The organism is Chelatococcus daeguensis (assembly GCF_001887265.1).
Lineage (GTDB): Bacteria > Pseudomonadota > Alphaproteobacteria > Rhizobiales > Beijerinckiaceae > Chelatococcus_A > Chelatococcus_A sambhunathii.
Window position 1 is genome coordinate 2,442,905 of record NZ_CP018095.1, and the last position, 16,550, is coordinate 2,459,454.

Below are 16,550 nucleotides of genomic sequence, written 5' to 3' on the forward strand. Positions count from 1 at the left end.
CAATTCCTGGATCGGTTCGATTTGGGTTCGGTTTTCACGCGGCCTCACGCCGCTTCGTCTCGCTTGGCATAGGCCCCGAAGACGCGCGCCACCTTGGCGGCAGGCGCGTTGACGACCTGAGCGATCTTCGTGGCCGGAGCCTGGATGAGGCCGACCAGCTTGGCGCGCAGTTCGTCGAGGGACGGCAGGGAGGCGAGCGCCTTCACACCGTCCGTATTCAGGGCAGTCGCGCCCATGGCCCCGCCGAGGATGACGAACTTGTCGTTCGCCTTGGCGAAATCCACCGCGACCTTCGGCGCCGCAACCGGGTCGCTGGAATAGGCCAGCAACGTCGGCCCCTTCAGAAGGGGACCGATGGAAGCGACATCCGTGCCTTCGAGAGCGATCTTCGCGAGGCGGTTCTTCGCAACCTTCACGGTAGCGCCGACCTGCTTCATCTCGCGACGAAGCTTCTGCATGTCGGCAACCGTGAGGCCCGCATAGTGGGCCACGACGACAACGCCCGTGCTCTTGAACACATCGTTGAGCGTCGCGACGAGATCAGCTTTTGCCGCTCTGTCCACCTTGCTCTCTCCGGTTGACGGCGAGCACTCGCCCGCCGCCGGCTGCACATGCCGCCCGAATGCGACCCCGGCCAAAGGCCACGATCGCCGGACGGCGCTCGTGAGCCCTGTCCAACCGGATGCGCCAGAAACGCAACCGGCGAGTAGGTTCGAACCGACCACACCGCCGCCGGACGCGCCGGCGGCAATACGAACCAGTCTTCCCCCGTCTATGCAGGCATCGGAGCGAAATTATGCCGCCCGGAAAGCCCGTTCGGCACCTGCAGTCTCGGACAGGACATAAGGCCGCGCAGGCAAAGGGTTACCCCTCGGCCTGCCGGCCTTCCACCGCCTGGTGACCCAGACGGAATTCGATGATGAATACGGGCAGAACCCTGTTCCCCCGCACCGGTCTCACCAGACACGAACCGGTATTTAACGCCTCGCAGGCAGTTTGCCAAGGGGGGCATGCCGCAAGGAGGCGCGGGAAACAGGCCGGCCCGTCATCGCCTCACACCAAGGCAGGACACGGACCGCGGCGCAGTGCCGCGGTCCGTTAATCTCAGGCGCCGACGACCGTCGACGGCTCCACCTTCACGCCCGGGCCCATCGTCGAGGAGATGGCGATGCGCTGGATGTAGGTGCCCTTGGCGCCGGAGGGCTTCGCCTTGGCGACCGCGTCGGCGAAGGCCTTGATGTTCTCGACGAGTTTGTCGGCGTCGAACGAGGCCTTGCCGATGCCGGCATGGACGATGCCCGCCTTCTCGACGCGGAACTCGACCGCGCCGCCCTTGGCGGCCTTCACCGCGCCGGCGACGTCCATGGTCACCGTACCGACCTTCGGGTTCGGCATCAGGCCGCGCGGGCCGAGCACCTTGCCGAGGCGGCCGACGAGCGGCATCAGGTCCGGCGTCGCGATGCAGCGGTCGAAGTCGATCGTGCCGCCCTGGATGCGCTCGAGCAGGTCCTCAGCGCCGACGATATCGGCACCGGCGGCCTTGGCCTCGTCGGCCTTCGGGCCGCGGGCAAAGACGGCGACGCGCACCGTGCGGCCCGAGCCGTTCGGCAGGTTGCACACGCCGCGCACCATCTGGTCCGCATGGCGCGGGTCGACGCCGAGGTTCATCGCGACCTCGATCGTCTCGTCGAACTTGGCCGTGGCCCGCTCCTTGACGAGCTTCACGGCCTCCTCGAGCCCGTAGAGCTTGACGCGGTCGATACCGGTGCGGCTCGCGGCCACGCGCTTTGCAATCTTAGCCATGATCGCTCTCCTCAGCCCACGACCTCGAGGCCCATCGAACGGGCCGAGCCTTCGATCATCGCCACCGCGGAATCGACGGTGTCGCAGTTGAGGTCTGCCATCTTCTTCTCGGCGATGTCGCGCAGCGCCTCGCGCGTGACCTTGCCGACGGTGCCACGGCCGGGGGTCTTGGACCCCTTGTCCAGCTTGGCGGCCTTCTTCAGGAAGTAGGAGACCGGCGGCTGCTTCATGTCGAAGGTGAAGGAGCGGTCCTGATACACGGTGATGACCACCGGAATCGGCATGCCCTTCTCCATCTGCGCGGTCTTCGCGTTGAAGGCCTTGCAGAATTCCATGATGTTGAGGCCGCGCTGGCCGAGCGCCGGGCCGATCGGCGGCGACGGATTGGCCGCGCCCGCCGGCACCTGAAGCTTCACGTAACCCGTGATTTTCTTCGCCATGGGATGCTCACTCGGCGTCGCCCGCCTGCCATGGCGTGCAACGCAAAGTCCGCCGCGCCACGAAAGACCGCAGGCGGCGGATGGTTGGTGATCGCGGTTGCGGCCCGCTTGCTCCGGCTGGCGAACCGGGCGTGCCTCCCGCGGATGGTCGTCCCCATGAGGGAACGGCGGATCGCCTACACCATAACGGCAGAGAAGGAAAGCCCCTGGCGCCGGCTAATCCTCACGCCGCCGGCATCAGGGCAGCCGGCGCCAGGCGCCGCGCCTCGCGTGCGAGGATGGCATCGGCATCGAGCCCGGCGATCGGCTGCGCCGCATCGCTCGATACCTCTCCCGCAAGCTGCAGCATGAGATAGCGTCCGCAACAGACCCTCAGGAACGAGGCGAAGTTCTCGACCTCGCCCCGCGCCTCCAGCAATTCCTCATAGAGCCGGCCGAGCAGTTGCGCCACGCTCATGCCGTCGCGCCCGGCGATCTCCTCGAGCACGCGCCAGTAGAGATTCTCCAGGCGCACGCTGGTGGAAAAGCCATTGAGCCTGAGCGACCGCAGGCGCGTCTCCCATAGCTGCGGATCGGCATTCACAAAAAGCTTGCACATGGCCGTCCCTCCCCTCCTGTCGGCGCCGGCAGTCTAGCGCGACCGGCCGGGCGGAGCGCAAGATCGCAGCGTGGGGCCGCAGCAGGATCCGGCACGTCAGCCGTGGCGGATTTCGGTGCCCAGCACCGCGAGGAACTGCGCGATGAAGGCCGGATGGGCCGGCCAGGCCGGGGCCGAGACAAGATTGCCGTCCGTCACGGCGGCGTCGATGGCGATATCGGCATAGGTGCCGCCCGCGAGCTCCACCTCGGCCCGGCAGGCCGGATAGGCGGAGCAGGTGCGCCCCTTCAGCACGCCGGCGCCCGCGAGGAGCTGCGCACCGTGGCAGATGGCCGCCACCGGCTTGCCCGTCTCGAAGAAGTGCCGCACGCAGGCGACGACGCGCTCGTTGAGGCGCAGATATTCGGGGGCCCGGCCGCCGGGGATGACGAGGGCGTCGTAGGACGCGGGCTCGACCTCGGCGAAGGTGGCGTTGAGGGTGAAATTGTGGCCGCGCTTTTCCGAATAGGTCTGCTGGCCCTCGAAATCATGGATGGCCGTGGCCACCGCCTCGCCCGCCTTCTTGCCCGGGCAGACGGCATGCACGGTATGGCCGACGGCGAGCAGCGCCTGGAACGGCACCATGATCTCGTAGTCCTCGCCGAAATCGCCGACGATCATCAGGATGCGCTTGCCTGCCATTGTTTCCTCCCTTGCTGTCGCAAGCAGGAAGGCTACAGGCGCGGGGCGATGCGAAGGTGTTATCCCGATAACACGCAAGCGCCGCGACGCGCGGCCCGTGAGGGATGACGAGGCGGCGAAGGGCTGGGCGACCGGTTCCACAAGTCGTCGTGCCCGCGCTTGTCGCGGGCATCCACGCCCGGGAAAATCCTGTAATGCCAAAAACGCAGATGGCCGGGACGAGCCCGGCCATGACGGTGGCGGAACGCGATCCGTCGTTCAGACCTTCTCGACCTGCCCGTATTCGAGCTCGACCGGCGTCGCACGGCCGAAGATGGACACCGCCACCTTGAGCCGGGCGCGGCCCTCGTCCACCTCTTCCACCACGCCGCTGAACGACGCGAAGGGGCCGTCGGCGACACGCACCTGCTCGCCCACCTCGAAGTGAACCGACGACTTAGGCCGCTCGACACCCTCGGCGACCTGGCCCTTGATGCGCTCGGCCTCATGGTCCGGGATCGGCAGCGGCTTCGACTTGTCGGCGCCGAGAAAGCCCGTGACCTTCGGCGTGTTCTTGATGAGGTGATAGACCTCGTCCGTGAGGTCGCACTTCACCAGCACATAGCCGGGAAAGAACTTGCGCTCGGTGTCGATCTTGCGGCCGCGGCGCACCTCGACGACCTTCTCGGTCGGGACGAGGATCTCCTCGAACTTGTCTTCGAGCCCACGCTGCTGCGCCTGGTCGCGCAGCGACTGCGCCACCTTGTTCTCAAAGTTTGAATAGGCGTGGACGATGTACCAGCGATAGCTCATGACTTTCTCCCCTCAGCGTCCGACACCGAGGATCAGGCCGACGCCGAAGCGGATGATCTGGTCGGCAGCGAGGAAGAACAGCGCGGCAATGATCACCATGACAAAGACCATGGCGGTCGTGACCATGGTCTCCTTGCGCGTCGGCCAAGTGACCTTGGCCGCCTCGTTGCGGACCTGCTGCAGGAATTCGAACGGGTTCGTCTTTGCCATCGTCCTCACGTCCGCGGGCTTCGCCCCCGCCTCTCGTCGCAACAGCGTGCGCGACCGCCTCGAATCACGACGCGGCGCGTGCCGTTGCGGTCACACGCCGTCAATCGCTCCCGGCACAAGCAGCCTTCTTGACACTGGGACAAGAGCCACTCGAAAGATCCGCTGGCAGGAGTGGAGGGACTCGAACCCCCAACCCCCGGTTTTGGAGACCGGTGCTCTAACCAGTTGAGCTACACTCCTAGCGGAACCGGCGGATCGACGTCGCCCACCGGCTTTGCCTCATCGGGTGAAATCCGCCCGATGAGGTGGGGACGACGCGACCGCCGCCTCCTATATCCCATCGCCGCCGCTCAGCAAAGCCGCTTCGCGAGGCGGTGAAAATCACGTCGGGAAGGCTCCCCGGAGAAGACCGGCGCCGCGTGGTGCGGCGCGCGGCCTTGTGCCTTGCTTACTCGATGATGGAGGCGACGACGCCGGCGCCAACCGTGCGGCCACCCTCGCGGATGGCGAAGCGCAGCTTCTCCTCCATGGCGATCGGGACGATCAGCTCGACCTCCATCGCCACGTTGTCGCCCGGCATCACCATCTCAGTGCCCTCGGGCAGCTTCACCATCCCCGTCACGTCCGTCGTGCGGAAGTAAAACTGCGGGCGGTAGTTGTTGAAGAACGGCGTGTGACGGCCACCCTCTTCCTTCGTCAGGATGTACGCCTCGGCCTTGAACTTCGTGTGCGGCTTCACCGAGCCCGGCTTGCACAGAACCTGGCCGCGCTCCACGTCCTCGCGCTTCGTCCCGCGCAGCAGCGCCCCGATGTTGTCCCCCGCCTCGCCCTGATCGAGCAGCTTGCGGAACATCTCAACGCCCGTCACCGTCGTCTTCTGCGTCGGACGCAACCCAACAATCTCGACTTCCTCGCCGACCTTGATCACGCCGCGCTCCACACGCCCCGTCACCACCGTCCCGCGGCCCGAAATCGAGAACACGTCCTCAACCGGCATCAGGAACGGCTGGTCCTTCGGACGCTCCGGCTGCGGGATGTACGCGTCAACCGCATCCATCAGCTTCAGAACAGCGTCCCGCCCGATCTCCGGATTGCGGTCCTCCAGCGCGCACAGCGCCGAGCCCTTGATGATCGGGATGTCATCCCCGGGGAAGTCGTACTTCGACAGAAGCTCGCGCACCTCAAGCTCCACAAGATCAAGAAGCTCGGGGTCGTCCACCATGTCGACCTTGTTCATGAACACCACAAGCGCCGGCACGCCAACCTGACGCGCCAGCAGGATGTGCTCGCGCGTCTGCGGCATCGGCCCGTCAGCCGACGAAACCACAAGAATCGCGCCGTCCATCTGCGCCGCGCCCGTGATCATGTTCTTCACGTAGTCCGCGTGGCCCGGGCAGTCCACGTGCGCATAGTGCCGCTTGTCCGTCTCGTACTCGACATGCGACGTCGAGATCGTGATCCCGCGCGCCTTCTCCTCAGGCGCCTTGTCGATCTGGTCGTACGCCGTGAACGACGCTCCGCCCTTCTCCGCAAGAACCTTCGTGATCGCCGCCGTCAGAGACGTCTTGCCATGGTCAACGTGACCAATCGTCCCGATGTTGCAGTGCGGCTTCGTGCGCTCAAACTTTTCCTTCGCCATCGTAGGATCCTAGACGCCTCTGCACGTGTGGCTTTTGGGTTGCGGTCGATTAAGACCCTTCGCCCCATACTTCAAGAGCGAATTTACCTCGGGCCCGAGAATTTTCCCCACCGGGCGCCGAGGATCATGGAGGCGAGCCTTTAGCCCGAGCCGGACGGGATTGTCGAGTCCCCGCCAGCGCGCCGGCCGCCGGCTTCGACCGCAGAAGAAATCTGAGCGAAACGATGCGGAAGGCGGTGGAGCGGGTGAAGGGAATCGAACCCTCGTCATCAGCTTGGAAGGCTGCTGCTCTACCATTGAGCTACACCCGCGCACTGGCTGCTTCGGGAATGGTGGAGGGGGTTGGATTCGAACCAACGTAGGCGTAGCCAACGGATTTACAGTCCGTCCCCTTTAACCACTCGGGCACCCCTCCGACTCAATCCTCGGAAGCACCGCCGGGCGACGCGCCGAGCCGCCGCATGCTTCACGAAAATCTTCGGAACGCGACGACGCCGACAGCGCGGGGCCTCTTATGGTGAGGCCGATCCCCGGTGTCAACACAAAACCAACTGGCATCCACGGCTCACTCGTGCCACAGGAGGCTCAGCCAATTCCGGACACTGGACCCATGACGAGCGACAAGGCCCCGCCGGCCGGACAGACGACCAGAAAGCTGCCCCGCAACGCGCAGGCGCTGGCCCGGCATGGGCGCGGCCCGCGTTTCGGCAAGGCCGGAAAGCCGGCAAACGGCAAGGGCGGCCCGCGCCGCCCCACCCCCCCGGGCGCCATCGACGTCGCGGTTCTCTACGGCTGGCATCCCGTGGTCGAGGCCCTCGCCAATCCACGGCGCCGACCGCGCCGGTTGATGGCCACCGAGAATGCCTACAAGCGCCTACTCGAGCGATTCGGGCACCTGCCGATCGCGCCCGAGATCGTCCGGCCCGGTGAGATCGACCGGCTGCTCGAGCCCGACGCCGTCCACCAGGGCCTGTTGCTCGAGGCTGACCCGCTCCCGTCCCCGGCCATCGATTCGCTGCCGGCGGATGCGCTCGTCCTCGTGCTCGACCAGATCACGGATCCGCACAACGTCGGCGCCATCGTCCGCACGGCGGCCGCCTTCTCCGTTGCGGCCATCGTCACCACCGCCCGCCACAGCCCGGCTGCGACGGGCGTGCTCGCCAAGTCCGCCTCGGGCGGACTCGAGCACGTCCCCTTCATCGTGGTGCGCAATCTCGCCGAGGCCATGCTCGCTCTGCGCGAGCGTGGCTTCCAGCTCGTCGGCCTCGATTCGGCCGGGCCGACGCCGCTCGGCGACATCCCCCTCACCCGCCCGCTCGGCCTTGTCCTCGGCGCTGAGGGCAAGGGGCTGCGCCAGCTGACGCGCGAGCGCTGCAGCGATCTTGCCCGCCTCGACATGCCGGGCGCCATCAAGAGTCTGAACGTCTCGAACGCCGCTGCTATCGCCCTCTATGCGGCGAGCCGCACCGCCGGCTGAACATGCTGCGACGCACTATTGCGGCGCACTTAAGACTTTGGAATGACGACCAATTGTCGAGCGACAGCGTAGAGCGCGGCTCTTAAGCTTTCCCTCACCTTCCGGGCTGCGAGCAGTTGCGGAAGCGGCGCGGGGCCCCGCCCCCGCCGAATGAGGGAAACAGCCCGTTGTCGGGCGGCCGTGGGCGTCAGATCCACCGATCGTCTCGTCGATCGCAAGACCGCGCGGCAGAGGGCCGGAGGTCCGGCTGCCGCGCGGCGTTCGCTCGTCGCCTCGGCCGGCTGCAGGTCATGGAACATTCCAAGGAGCCTCGGCCATGAGCATGGCAAACGCAACGGCGACGGGTGTCAAGGCCCGGCCGATGTCCCGGGAGGAGAAGAAGGTCATCTTCGCTTCCTCGCTCGGCACCGTATTCGAGTGGTACGATTTCTATCTTTACGGCTCGCTGTCGGCGATCATCGCCGCCCAGTTCTTCTCGGGCGTCAATCCGACCGCCGGCTTCATCTTCGCGTTGATGGCCTTCGCAGCCGGCTTTGCTGTCCGGCCCTTCGGCGCGCTCGTCTTCGGCCGCCTCGGCGACCTCGTCGGCCGCAAGTATACCTTCCTTGTCACTATCGTGCTGATGGGCCTGTCGACCTTCATCGTCGGCATCCTGCCCACCTATGCAACGTGGGGCATCCTCGCGCCCGTCATCCTCATCATCCTGCGCCTCGTGCAGGGGCTGGCGCTCGGCGGCGAATACGGCGGCGCGGCGACATACGTCGCAGAACACGCACCCCAAGGCCGGCGCGGCTACTATACCAGCTTCATTCAGACGACGGCGACGCTCGGCCTCTTCCTGTCGCTCATCGTCATCCTCGGCACCCGCACCTATCTCGGTGAGGAAGCCTTCGCGGCCTGGGGCTGGCGCATTCCGTTCCTGATCTCCATCGTGCTGCTCGGCATCTCGATCTGGATCCGGCTGCAGCTGCAGGAGTCGCCCGCCTTCAAGCAGATGAAGGAGGAAGGCACCCAGTCCAAGGCACCGCTGACGGAAGCCTTCGGTACCTGGAAGAACGCCAAGGTCGGCCTGCTCGCCCTTTTCGGCAGCACGTCGGGCCAGGCGGTCGTCTGGTACACGGGCCAGTTCTATGCCCTGTTCTTCCTCACGCAGACGCTGAAGGTCGATGCCGCCACGGCGAACATTCTCATCGCCATCTCGCTCGCCATCGGCACGCCATTCTTCATCTTCTTCGGCTGGCTGTCGGACAAGGTCGGCCGCAAGCCGATCATCCTCGGCGGCTGCCTCATCGCGGCCATCGCCTATTTCCCGCTGTTCAACGGCCTGACGAAGTTCGCCAATCCCGATCTCGCGGCGGCGCAGGCCAATGCCCCGGTAACGGTCATCGCGGACCCGTCGGAATGTTCGTTCCAGTTCAACCCGGTCGGCACGGCACAGTTCCGCTCCTCGTGTGACATCGCCAAGAGCTTCCTTGCCCGCAACTCGGTGAACTATGCGAACGAGGCGGCCCCGGCGGGTACGGTGGCGCAGGTCAAGGTCGGCGACCAGGTCATCGCCTCCTTCGACGGCCTGACGCTCGATGCCGCTGCCTTCAAGGAGCAGAGCGCGGCCTTCAACACCAAGATGACGGAGGTCATCCGCGCAGCGGGCTATCCGGCCAAGGCCGATCCGGCGAAGATGAACACGGTCGCCATCGTCGCCATCCTGACGCTGCTCGTCCTCTTCGTGACGATGGTGTATGGCCCCATCGCCGCCCAGCTCGTCGAGCTCTTCCCGACGCGCATCCGCTACTCGGGCATGTCGCTGCCCTATCACATCGGCAACGGCTGGTTCGGCGGCTTCCTGCCCACCACCGCCTTCGCCATGGTGGCCGCGACGGGCGACATCTACTACGGCCTCTGGTACCCGATCGTGGTCGCCCTCATGACCTTCGTCGTCGGCCTGCTCTTCGTGCCCGAGACGAAGGACCGCGACATCTTCAAGTACGAAGGCTGACACAGCCAGAGCCTGATGGCTCCGAAACGAAAGGCCCCGCCGGTCTCCCGGCGGGGCCTTTTCGCTGGCGAAGCGGACGGCGGATCAATCGCAGACCGTGACGCGACGAACGCGCCAGCCCCAGCCGTCCACCCACACGCGGCGGGTCTTCACGAAGCATTCCGGCTCGTAATCGTAGTAGGCCGGCCCGGGTCCGTAGGCATAGGGCGGCGGGCCGTAGTCGTAGACGGGCGCGGGATAGCCGTAGGCGGGCCGCGCCGCCGAAGCGGCCAGCGCGCCGACGGCGAGGCCGCCGATGATACCGGCGGCCACAGCCGCCCCGGCAATGCCGCCGCGGCGCCAGCGTGCCTCGGCCTCTCCGGTGGTCGCGGCGAAGGCCCCGGCGAGGGTCAAGCCGGCAAGGCCGATTGCGGCGACCTTTCGAGCCTTGAGCGGGAACATCATGGTTCTTCTCCCAAACCGGGGAGCGCTCCGCACTCCCCCTGCAGCGTCATCGTGGGGATGCTAGTCTCCTGTGGCTGAACGCCCGATGAACCATCCCTGTTCCCTATTCGTCACCCGCACTGCGGCAATTTGCGGACAAGCGCACAGGCCGGCGCGGGATATTCGCCGGCCTTCGCACTGGCGGATCGCAGCGAGACGCGGCCTCAGTCGCAATCAGTCGCAAACGGTCATACGCCGTGTAGTCCAGCCGTACCCGGGCACGAACACGCGTTCCCGGACCTTGTAGCAGTAGGGGTCAGCCACATAGACGGGGCCCGGATAGCCATAGGCCGGCCGCGCCGCCGAAGCGGCGAGCGCACCGATGGCAAGCCCGCCGATGACGCCCGCGGCCACGGCACCGCCGTAGTGCCGGCCGCGCCACCGGGCCTCGGCCTCGCCGGTCGTGGCGATGAAGCTCGCGCCGAGAGTGGCGCAGGCGAGCGGGATAGCAAGGATCTTCGGGCTCATGCGGTTCATCGTTCCATCCTCCGGTAGCACCCGCCGCATCCCAGAGGGATTGCGGATATCGGATGTGATGAAACGATGCGCCCGCACCCACCGCGGCGCCGTGCGCCGTCACACGAGGCGCTGCCGCGCCAGGTCAGGGGCTCCAGGGCACGGTTGAGGTGGAAAAGCGGCGCCCCGACCGGGGCAGCAAGATGGTGCCGGTTGTCAGACTCGAACTGACGACCTACCGCTTACAAGGCGGTTGCTCTACCAACTGAGCTAAACCGGCGCCGGCCCATGCATTTCGGCTAACAGGCTTCGCCCGCGGCCGCAAGAGGCAATGCTGCCGGGACTGCCGGAGGGCAGCAGGCCGCGCCAACGAGGACGGAAGCCCGGAAAAGCTATGGCTGTCGATCGGTCGGACCTGTCGGAGGAGGAGTGGGAAGCCCTGCAGCGCCTCAACCGCGGCGCGCCGGAGGCGGATCTCATCCCGCCACTCATGCGGCATCTGCTCCTCGAGCTCGGCCTGGCCGTCGAGCGGCCGTCGCGCATCGTTATCAGCGACCGCGGCAAGAAGCTCATTCGCCTCTATCGTGACGGCCGACGATGAACAACCGGCACCCTGGCGCGTTCTGGCAGCGTGCGCCGCAGACGAGCCTGCGACCGAAACGACGGTGGCCGGGAACCAACACGCAGATGATGCGTTTTGCCTTGCGGAAGCACTCATGGCGGAAGCACTCATGGCGACTGCGCGACGAGATGCTTTTCCATAAAGCACCAGGAAGACGAATCCGAAAGGATGACCACATGACGAAATATCTTGTCTGCGCCGCTGTGGCCCTCACCCTTGCTGCGTGCAACACTCCTGAGGAGCGGGCCGTTGGCGGCGCGCTGATCGGCGGTGCGGCCGGCGCCGCCGTTGGCGGAGCCGCGACCGGAACGGCCGGCGGCGCCGTCGTGGGTGGCGCCATCGGCGCGGCCGGCGGTGCCATGGTCGGTGCCGCCACCGGCCAGCAGTGTGAATATTACTACTATCGTGGCCGCCGTTATCGCGAGTGCTATTGAGCCATCCGGCCCGATCGTGGGCCCATGACCGTCGCCCGCAGGCATGAGGCATTGCGGGCGACAGTCGTTTCAAAACGGTCGCTGCCGCGGCGCTAGGGCCGGGCGGCGCCGGGGGAGAACATCGCAGGCCATCGCGCCTTGGCGGGCGATGGCGTCTGACGGGAGTCATTTTATCGGAGCGACGGAGGCGAGCGATGGCCGATGAACCGCAACTCACCCCGCGCGAAGCAAGGCAGGGGCGGCTCGGACGGCCGGTTCTTGTCATCCTGCTCGCCAGCCTGACACTCGCTGTCCTTGCTTGGCTCTTCCTGTAGCGCGGCCTGATGACGGGCTGGCGCCGATCACATCGCTTTTGTTGGCGCTGATGGCATAAAGTGTGCTATGAGCGCGCCGGTGGCGCCGTTCCGGCCAGCCTCGTGCCTGCGGAAGGCACACGCATGCCTCGGTCGTGTTTCCCTGACCGCAACGGTGGCGCCGCTATTGGCATGCCGCACAGTCCAGAGGCCTGTTCAAAGGCGCGCCGAACGGCGGGTGATCGGTTCATCGGGCGAGGCGTGCCATGAGCCTCGCCATGAGCCTCGTCACGAGCCTTGCGGCCGGCGCCGGATCGCATCTCCGGCCTCGTCGGGGCGCCTTGGCTGCTGCGGCAGGGAAGCGGATCGTCCGCGTTCTGAAAGGAAGAGCTGTTGTCGAAAGAAGATACCATCGAGTTTGAAGGCACCGTTGTCGACGTGCTGCCCGACGGCAAGTTTCGCGTCGTCCTCGAGAATGACCACGAAATCCTGGCCTACATCGCAGGCCGCATGAAGCGTCACCGCATCCGCACCCTCGCTGGTGACCGTGTGACCGTGGAAATGACGCCCTATGACATGGACAAGGGCCGCATCACCTTCCGTCACAAAACCGACGGCGGCGCGCCCGGTCCCGGTGCCGCCCGGCGTGGCCCTCCGCCGCGGCGCCGCTGAGAAGCCGAGGGCGGTCGGCTCCTACCAGCCTGAGGGCCTGATATCCCGACTGGCCTGACGGCCTGACATGGCGCGGCCGGCACGGCTCCTGCTATCGACGGTCCTCGGGCGCACCGCGCGCGTCGATGTGCCGCTCATCCTCGCGGCGTACAATCGAATATTCGGCATCGATGACCATGTCGCCGGCGCGCCCCCCGGGGCGTTGCCCGCGCCACTTCATCCACAGGTGATAGCCGAGCCCCGCAACGACGACGACCGGCAGCACGACGAGGAAGACGCCGGCCGCGACGATGGCGAGCGTGACGACGAGCGCCAGCCCCACGGCGGCTGCAAGCCAAAGCTGCCAGCGGGACAGGCGCACAATGCGCATCTGCGGGCCAAAACGGGGGTCGTACCCCTGCATGATCTGATCCTTCTTGACGTCTGGCCGCGAACACATCACGCCCACCGGGCGAGAATATGATGTCGCCAAGCCGCTCGCGCCAGTGACGCGGCATTCCCCCGCCGCACAACCCGGGGTCACACACTTGTGACGGGAAGGCGGATCGACCCTCGGCGCAGGCTGTGGACCATATCGAGGGTGCCGGAACGGCTGGGCCGGACGGGCTCGTGAAGCATCCTCCCGGCCGGGAGGCCGCCGGCAGGAATTTCATCGACACTGGGAGGAGCAGGCAGCCATGCTGGATCGTCGCAGTCTACTCGTTTCGGCCGCCGCGGCCGGCAGCGCCATGGCCGTTCCTGCCTCCGCCCAGACGCTTCCCGCCGCCGCGCCGGTCGAGCCTGACCGACAGGCGCCAGGCTTCTATCGCTACAGGGTGGGCGACCTGATGATCACGGCGGTCAACGACGGGGTTGCCCGCCGGCCGCTCGACGGATTCATCCGCAACGCGCAGATCGATGATGTCCACGGCGCGCTCGATGCCGCCTTCCTGCCGCGCGACAGCCTCACCATCCCGTTCACCACCCTCGTCATCGACCGTGGCGGCAAGCTGACGCTGATCGACACGGGCAACGGCGATTCGGGTGCGCCGACAAGCGGCCTGTGGATGACGAACTTCCGCGCCGCCGGCTTTGATCCCGCCGCCGTCGAAACCGTGGTCATCAGCCATTTCCACGGTGATCACATCAACGGGCTGAGACTCAAGGACGGCACGGCCGTCTTCCCGGGCGCGGAGGTGCTGGTGCCAGAGGCCGAATGGGCCTTCTGGATGGACGATGCCAGGATGGCCGCGGCACCCGATGGTATGAAGGGCGCCTTCCAGAACGTGCGCCGCGTCTTCGGCCCCATCGCGGGCGACGTGAAGCGTTTCAAGGCCGACAGCGAAGTGGTGCCCAACGTGACGGCCGTCGCCGCCTATGGCCATACGCCGGGCCATACGGCCTTTGCCGTCGCCGCCGGCGACGGACGCCTCATGGTGATGAGCGACACCACCAACCACCCAGCCCTCTTCGTTCGCAATCCCGAGTGGCAAGCCATCTTCGACATGGACGGCGACATGGCGCGCGAGACGCGCAAGCGCCTGCTCGACATGGTGGCAAGCGAGAAGATGCAGGTGGCTTTCTACCACGCTCCTTTCCCGGCGACCGGCCATATCGCCCGCGATGGCGACGGCTTCGCCTTCGTGCCCGTGGCCTGGAGCCCCATCATCTGAACATGCGGACCGGCGCGGCATTCCTCGCGCCGCGGCCCGTCCGGCATCCTTGCTGGACGGGATGCCCCCATTGCGGCTATGGGTCTCCTCCCCGCCGATGGATGCGCCGGGCGCCCGCCTGCGCTGTTTCGGCCTGCGAGGACAGAGGCGCCCATGGCCCGCCGTTTCGGTAAGATCGCCATCGTCGCAAGTGACGCGCCCGAGGCGCAGAAGGCCGCAGCCAGTCTCGTCGCCCGCTACGGCACCCACCCGCCGGACGAAGCCGACGTGATCGTCGCCCTCGGCGGTGACGGCCTGATGCTGCAGACGCTGCACCGCTTCATGGGCACCGGCAAGCCGATCTACGGTATGAACCGCGGCTCCGTCGGCTTCCTGATGAACGAGTTCCATGAGAACGACCTCGTGGACCGGTTGGAGGAGGCCGAGCGCAGCGTGGTGCATCCCCTGCTGATGATCGCGCACGACGCAGCCGGCATGCCGCACCAGGCACGGGCCATCAACGAGGTCTCCATGCTGCGCCAGACCTATCAGGCGGCGAAGCTGCGCGTCTCCGTCGACGGCCTCGTGCGGCTCGAGGAACTGACCGCCGATGGCCTGCTTGTCGCAACCCCCGCCGGCTCGACGGCCTATAACCTCTCCGCCAACGGGCCGATCCTGCCGCTCAACGCACCGCTCCTGGCGCTGACGCCGATTTCCGCTTTCCGCCCGCGGCGCTGGCGCGGCGCCCTGCTGCCAGACCACGCGCGCGTGCGCGTCGACGTGCTCGAAGCCGACAAGCGCCCGGTCAGCGCCGTGGCCGACCATACGGAGTTTCGCTCTGTGACGCGGGTCGATATCGCCATGGACCGCAGCGTGGACCTCGTCATGCTGCACGATCCCGGCCACAGCCTGGACGAGCGCATCCTACGTGAGCAATTCGGCTATTGACTGCCTCAGGCAGCAATGGGCCGCGAAACGGAGCGCTGTCCCTCGATGACGGCGCGGTCCGCCTCGATCAGCGCGCCGAGCGCTGCGCTCTCCGCAAGGCGCGCCGCCGTGCCCCGCGCCTCCTCCCGCGCAATCTCGGCCTCGAAGCGCCGCAGCAGCGCCGTCAAGGCATCCCCGTCGGCATCGCCGCGCGAGGCGCAGGCGGCGATCACACGCTCCAGAATCGGACGGAACAGGCCGACGGGACCACCTTCTTCCCACCGGTGGCCGGAGTACGCCCGGCAGGCGGACCAGGCGACGAGAAAGGCCGGCCGCAGGGCAACGGGAATACCGGCCCGTTCCAGCAGGGCCTCGCGCCCCCGTCCGCGCTCGTCTCCGGCGAGCGCCGCGACCCGTCCCGGCGGCACCTCGGCGAGTTCCGCCAACGCACCGGCGAACAGCCGTTCCTCGCCGCTGAGGAGTCCGCGCAGCAGCAGTCGCGGCGTCAGCCGACCCTCCTGCCGCAGTTGCCGCACGAGCGCCGCGACGGAGGGATCGTCCGGCGCCGTCGCGGCGATGGTCAGCACCGTCCGTTCGCCCGATTCGCGCGCGGCGCCTTCCGCGCGCTCCATGCCGAGCCAGCGCCGGCGGGCGACGAAGGCCGTCAACTGCTCGGCAACGGCCACGGCGATCCGCTGGCGCACGGCGGCCGGCAGGCCGGGCCGCGCCAGCAAAGCCTCGCGCAGGGCCGGCAACTTCGCATGTCGATCGAGCATGCGGTGCATCAGGAACTCGGGCAGGGGCGCGCCGTGATTCTCCGCAAGTGCCACGAGCGCATCCGGCGCGCCGACCGCGACGAGCGCCGAGGCGACCGCAAGCGGCAACCCCGGGCGAACCGCGACGGCGGTCTGCGCGAGGGCATCTCCCGCCTCGACACAATCGACGAGGTCGGAGGCCATCAGCAGCGGCGAGCGGGCGAGGACGAGGGCCGCGACGTCGCTCTGATCACGCGCGAGCGCCAGCACGAGATGGCGCGGGATGTCGAGTTCGGAGCCGAGTTCACGCGCCACGGCGCGCCGGACGGCTGCGGACGTGTCATCAAGGAGGCTGAGCAGCGCCGCCTCCGCCTCCCGCCGCTCCTCAGGCGAGAGCCGGGCCGCAACATAGGCACGAGCGAGCGCCCCCGCCCCTCGCGCCCGCTCGCTTGCCGCGGCGGAGCGAACCCAGTGCAGAAAGCGGCGGATGATCATTGCCCCGATCCCAACCGGCGGATGCGGCCGGAGCCCCTCCGGTCCGCACGCCCACCAAGCCATATGTGCATATCGCGGTTTCCCCGGGTCACAGGAACGGGGGAGAGTGCGATATGGCTCGCCTCGCAGCATGAGGCGGTTATGGT

Annotated in this window: 19 protein-coding genes and 4 tRNA genes; 7 read left to right on the forward strand and 16 right to left on the reverse strand. The window is 67.2% G+C overall.

What is annotated here, in order from left to right; genetic code table 11:
* Window positions 1–44: 44 nt before the first annotated feature.
* The 11 genes from rplJ to BOQ54_RS11625 form a co-directional block, all read right to left on the reverse strand.
* A complete protein-coding gene (rplJ, locus tag BOQ54_RS11575; protein ID WP_055461089.1) occupies window positions 45–563 on the reverse strand; it encodes a 50S ribosomal protein L10 in 519 nt (172 codons plus the stop codon).
* 541 nt (window positions 564–1,104) lie between these two features.
* A complete protein-coding gene (gene rplA, locus BOQ54_RS11580) occupies window positions 1,105–1,803 on the reverse strand; it encodes a 50S ribosomal protein L1 (RefSeq protein ID WP_055461090.1) in 699 nt (232 codons plus the stop codon).
* A gap of 11 nt (window positions 1,804–1,814) precedes the next feature.
* A complete protein-coding gene (gene rplK, locus BOQ54_RS11585; RefSeq protein WP_019400029.1) occupies window positions 1,815–2,243 on the reverse strand; it encodes a 50S ribosomal protein L11 in 429 nt (142 codons plus the stop codon).
* Between the two features lie 223 nt (window positions 2,244–2,466).
* Entirely contained in the window at window positions 2,467–2,841 is a 375-nt protein-coding gene (locus BOQ54_RS11590; protein WP_055461091.1) for a ribbon-helix-helix domain-containing protein, read from the reverse strand.
* A gap of 96 nt (window positions 2,842–2,937) precedes the next feature.
* Complete coding sequence (locus tag BOQ54_RS11595) at window positions 2,938–3,522, reverse strand: DJ-1/PfpI family protein (RefSeq protein WP_063187657.1); 585 nt, start codon at window positions 3,520–3,522, stop codon at window positions 2,938–2,940.
* A 258-nt stretch (window positions 3,523–3,780) separates the two neighbouring features.
* Window positions 3,781–4,314: a transcription termination/antitermination protein NusG gene (nusG, locus tag BOQ54_RS11600; protein ID WP_055461093.1), complete on the reverse strand. Its 534-nt coding sequence runs from the start codon at window positions 4,312–4,314 to the stop codon at window positions 3,781–3,783.
* Between the two features lie 12 nt (window positions 4,315–4,326).
* A complete protein-coding gene (secE, locus tag BOQ54_RS11605; protein ID WP_019400034.1) occupies window positions 4,327–4,524 on the reverse strand; it encodes a preprotein translocase subunit SecE in 198 nt (65 codons plus the stop codon).
* Between the two features lie 163 nt (window positions 4,525–4,687).
* Window positions 4,688–4,764, reverse strand: a tRNA-Trp gene (locus BOQ54_RS11610).
* Window positions 4,765–4,972: 208 nt separating this feature from the next.
* Window positions 4,973–6,163, reverse strand: a complete 1,191-nt coding sequence (gene tuf / locus BOQ54_RS11615; RefSeq protein WP_063187829.1) for an elongation factor Tu — start codon at window positions 6,161–6,163, stop codon at window positions 4,973–4,975.
* Between the two features lie 237 nt (window positions 6,164–6,400).
* Window positions 6,401–6,474 (reverse strand) — tRNA-Gly (locus BOQ54_RS11620).
* A gap of 19 nt (window positions 6,475–6,493) precedes the next feature.
* Window positions 6,494–6,578, reverse strand: a tRNA-Tyr gene (locus tag BOQ54_RS11625).
* A 195-nt stretch (window positions 6,579–6,773) separates the two neighbouring features.
* Between BOQ54_RS11625 and BOQ54_RS11630 the strand changes: the two genes are divergently transcribed.
* Window positions 6,774–7,640: a TrmH family RNA methyltransferase gene (locus BOQ54_RS11630; protein ID WP_082464639.1), complete on the forward strand. Its 867-nt coding sequence runs from the start codon at window positions 6,774–6,776 to the stop codon at window positions 7,638–7,640.
* Between the two features lie 322 nt (window positions 7,641–7,962).
* Window positions 7,963–9,636: an MFS transporter gene (locus BOQ54_RS11635; protein ID WP_186438059.1), complete on the forward strand. Its 1,674-nt coding sequence runs from the start codon at window positions 7,963–7,965 to the stop codon at window positions 9,634–9,636.
* Window positions 9,637–9,720: 84 nt separating this feature from the next.
* Here BOQ54_RS11635 and BOQ54_RS11640 read toward each other — a convergent pair whose 3' ends face one another.
* The 3 genes from BOQ54_RS11640 to BOQ54_RS11650 form a co-directional block, all read right to left on the reverse strand.
* Window positions 9,721–10,080, reverse strand: coding sequence for a hypothetical protein (locus tag BOQ54_RS11640; RefSeq protein ID WP_083585964.1), 360 nt, complete (start codon window positions 10,078–10,080; stop codon window positions 9,721–9,723).
* Between the two features lie 213 nt (window positions 10,081–10,293).
* Window positions 10,294–10,596: a hypothetical protein gene (locus BOQ54_RS11645; protein WP_082464640.1), complete on the reverse strand. Its 303-nt coding sequence runs from the start codon at window positions 10,594–10,596 to the stop codon at window positions 10,294–10,296.
* A gap of 183 nt (window positions 10,597–10,779) precedes the next feature.
* Window positions 10,780–10,855, reverse strand: a tRNA-Thr gene (locus BOQ54_RS11650).
* A 114-nt stretch (window positions 10,856–10,969) separates the two neighbouring features.
* On the opposite strand from BOQ54_RS11650, the gene BOQ54_RS11655 reads away from it, so the two are divergent.
* The 3 genes from BOQ54_RS11655 (at window position 10,970) to infA (ending at window position 12,596) form a co-directional block, all read left to right on the forward strand.
* Window positions 10,970–11,176, forward strand: a complete 207-nt coding sequence (locus BOQ54_RS11655) for a hypothetical protein (protein ID WP_055457272.1) — start codon at window positions 10,970–10,972, stop codon at window positions 11,174–11,176.
* A gap of 197 nt (window positions 11,177–11,373) precedes the next feature.
* Window positions 11,374–11,631 carry a glycine zipper domain-containing protein gene (locus BOQ54_RS11660; protein WP_055457273.1) on the forward strand — a complete coding sequence of 86 codons (258 nt, stop codon included), beginning with the start codon at window positions 11,374–11,376 and terminating at the stop codon, window positions 11,629–11,631.
* Window positions 11,632–12,317: 686 nt separating this feature from the next.
* On the forward strand, window positions 12,318–12,596 hold the full coding sequence (gene infA, locus BOQ54_RS11665; protein ID WP_055457274.1) for a translation initiation factor IF-1: 279 nt from the start codon (window positions 12,318–12,320) through the stop codon (window positions 12,594–12,596).
* A gap of 91 nt (window positions 12,597–12,687) precedes the next feature.
* On the opposite strand, the gene BOQ54_RS11670 is transcribed toward infA, so the two are convergent.
* Window positions 12,688–12,999, reverse strand: coding sequence for a hypothetical protein (locus BOQ54_RS11670; protein ID WP_071924484.1), 312 nt, complete (start codon window positions 12,997–12,999; stop codon window positions 12,688–12,690).
* Between the two features lie 274 nt (window positions 13,000–13,273).
* On the opposite strand from BOQ54_RS11670, the gene BOQ54_RS11675 reads away from it, so the two are divergent.
* Both BOQ54_RS11675 and BOQ54_RS11680 read left to right on the forward strand, forming a co-directional pair.
* A complete protein-coding gene (locus tag BOQ54_RS11675; protein WP_071923952.1) occupies window positions 13,274–14,248 on the forward strand; it encodes an MBL fold metallo-hydrolase in 975 nt (324 codons plus the stop codon).
* A gap of 153 nt (window positions 14,249–14,401) precedes the next feature.
* On the forward strand, window positions 14,402–15,175 hold the full coding sequence (locus BOQ54_RS11680; RefSeq protein WP_055457277.1) for an NAD kinase: 774 nt from the start codon (window positions 14,402–14,404) through the stop codon (window positions 15,173–15,175).
* 5 nt (window positions 15,176–15,180) lie between these two features.
* On the opposite strand, the gene BOQ54_RS11685 is transcribed toward BOQ54_RS11680, so the two are convergent.
* Window positions 15,181–16,404 carry a DUF2336 domain-containing protein gene (locus BOQ54_RS11685; RefSeq protein ID WP_055457278.1) on the reverse strand — a complete coding sequence of 408 codons (1,224 nt, stop codon included), beginning with the start codon at window positions 16,402–16,404 and terminating at the stop codon, window positions 15,181–15,183.
* Between the last annotated feature and the right edge of the window lie 146 nt (window positions 16,405–16,550).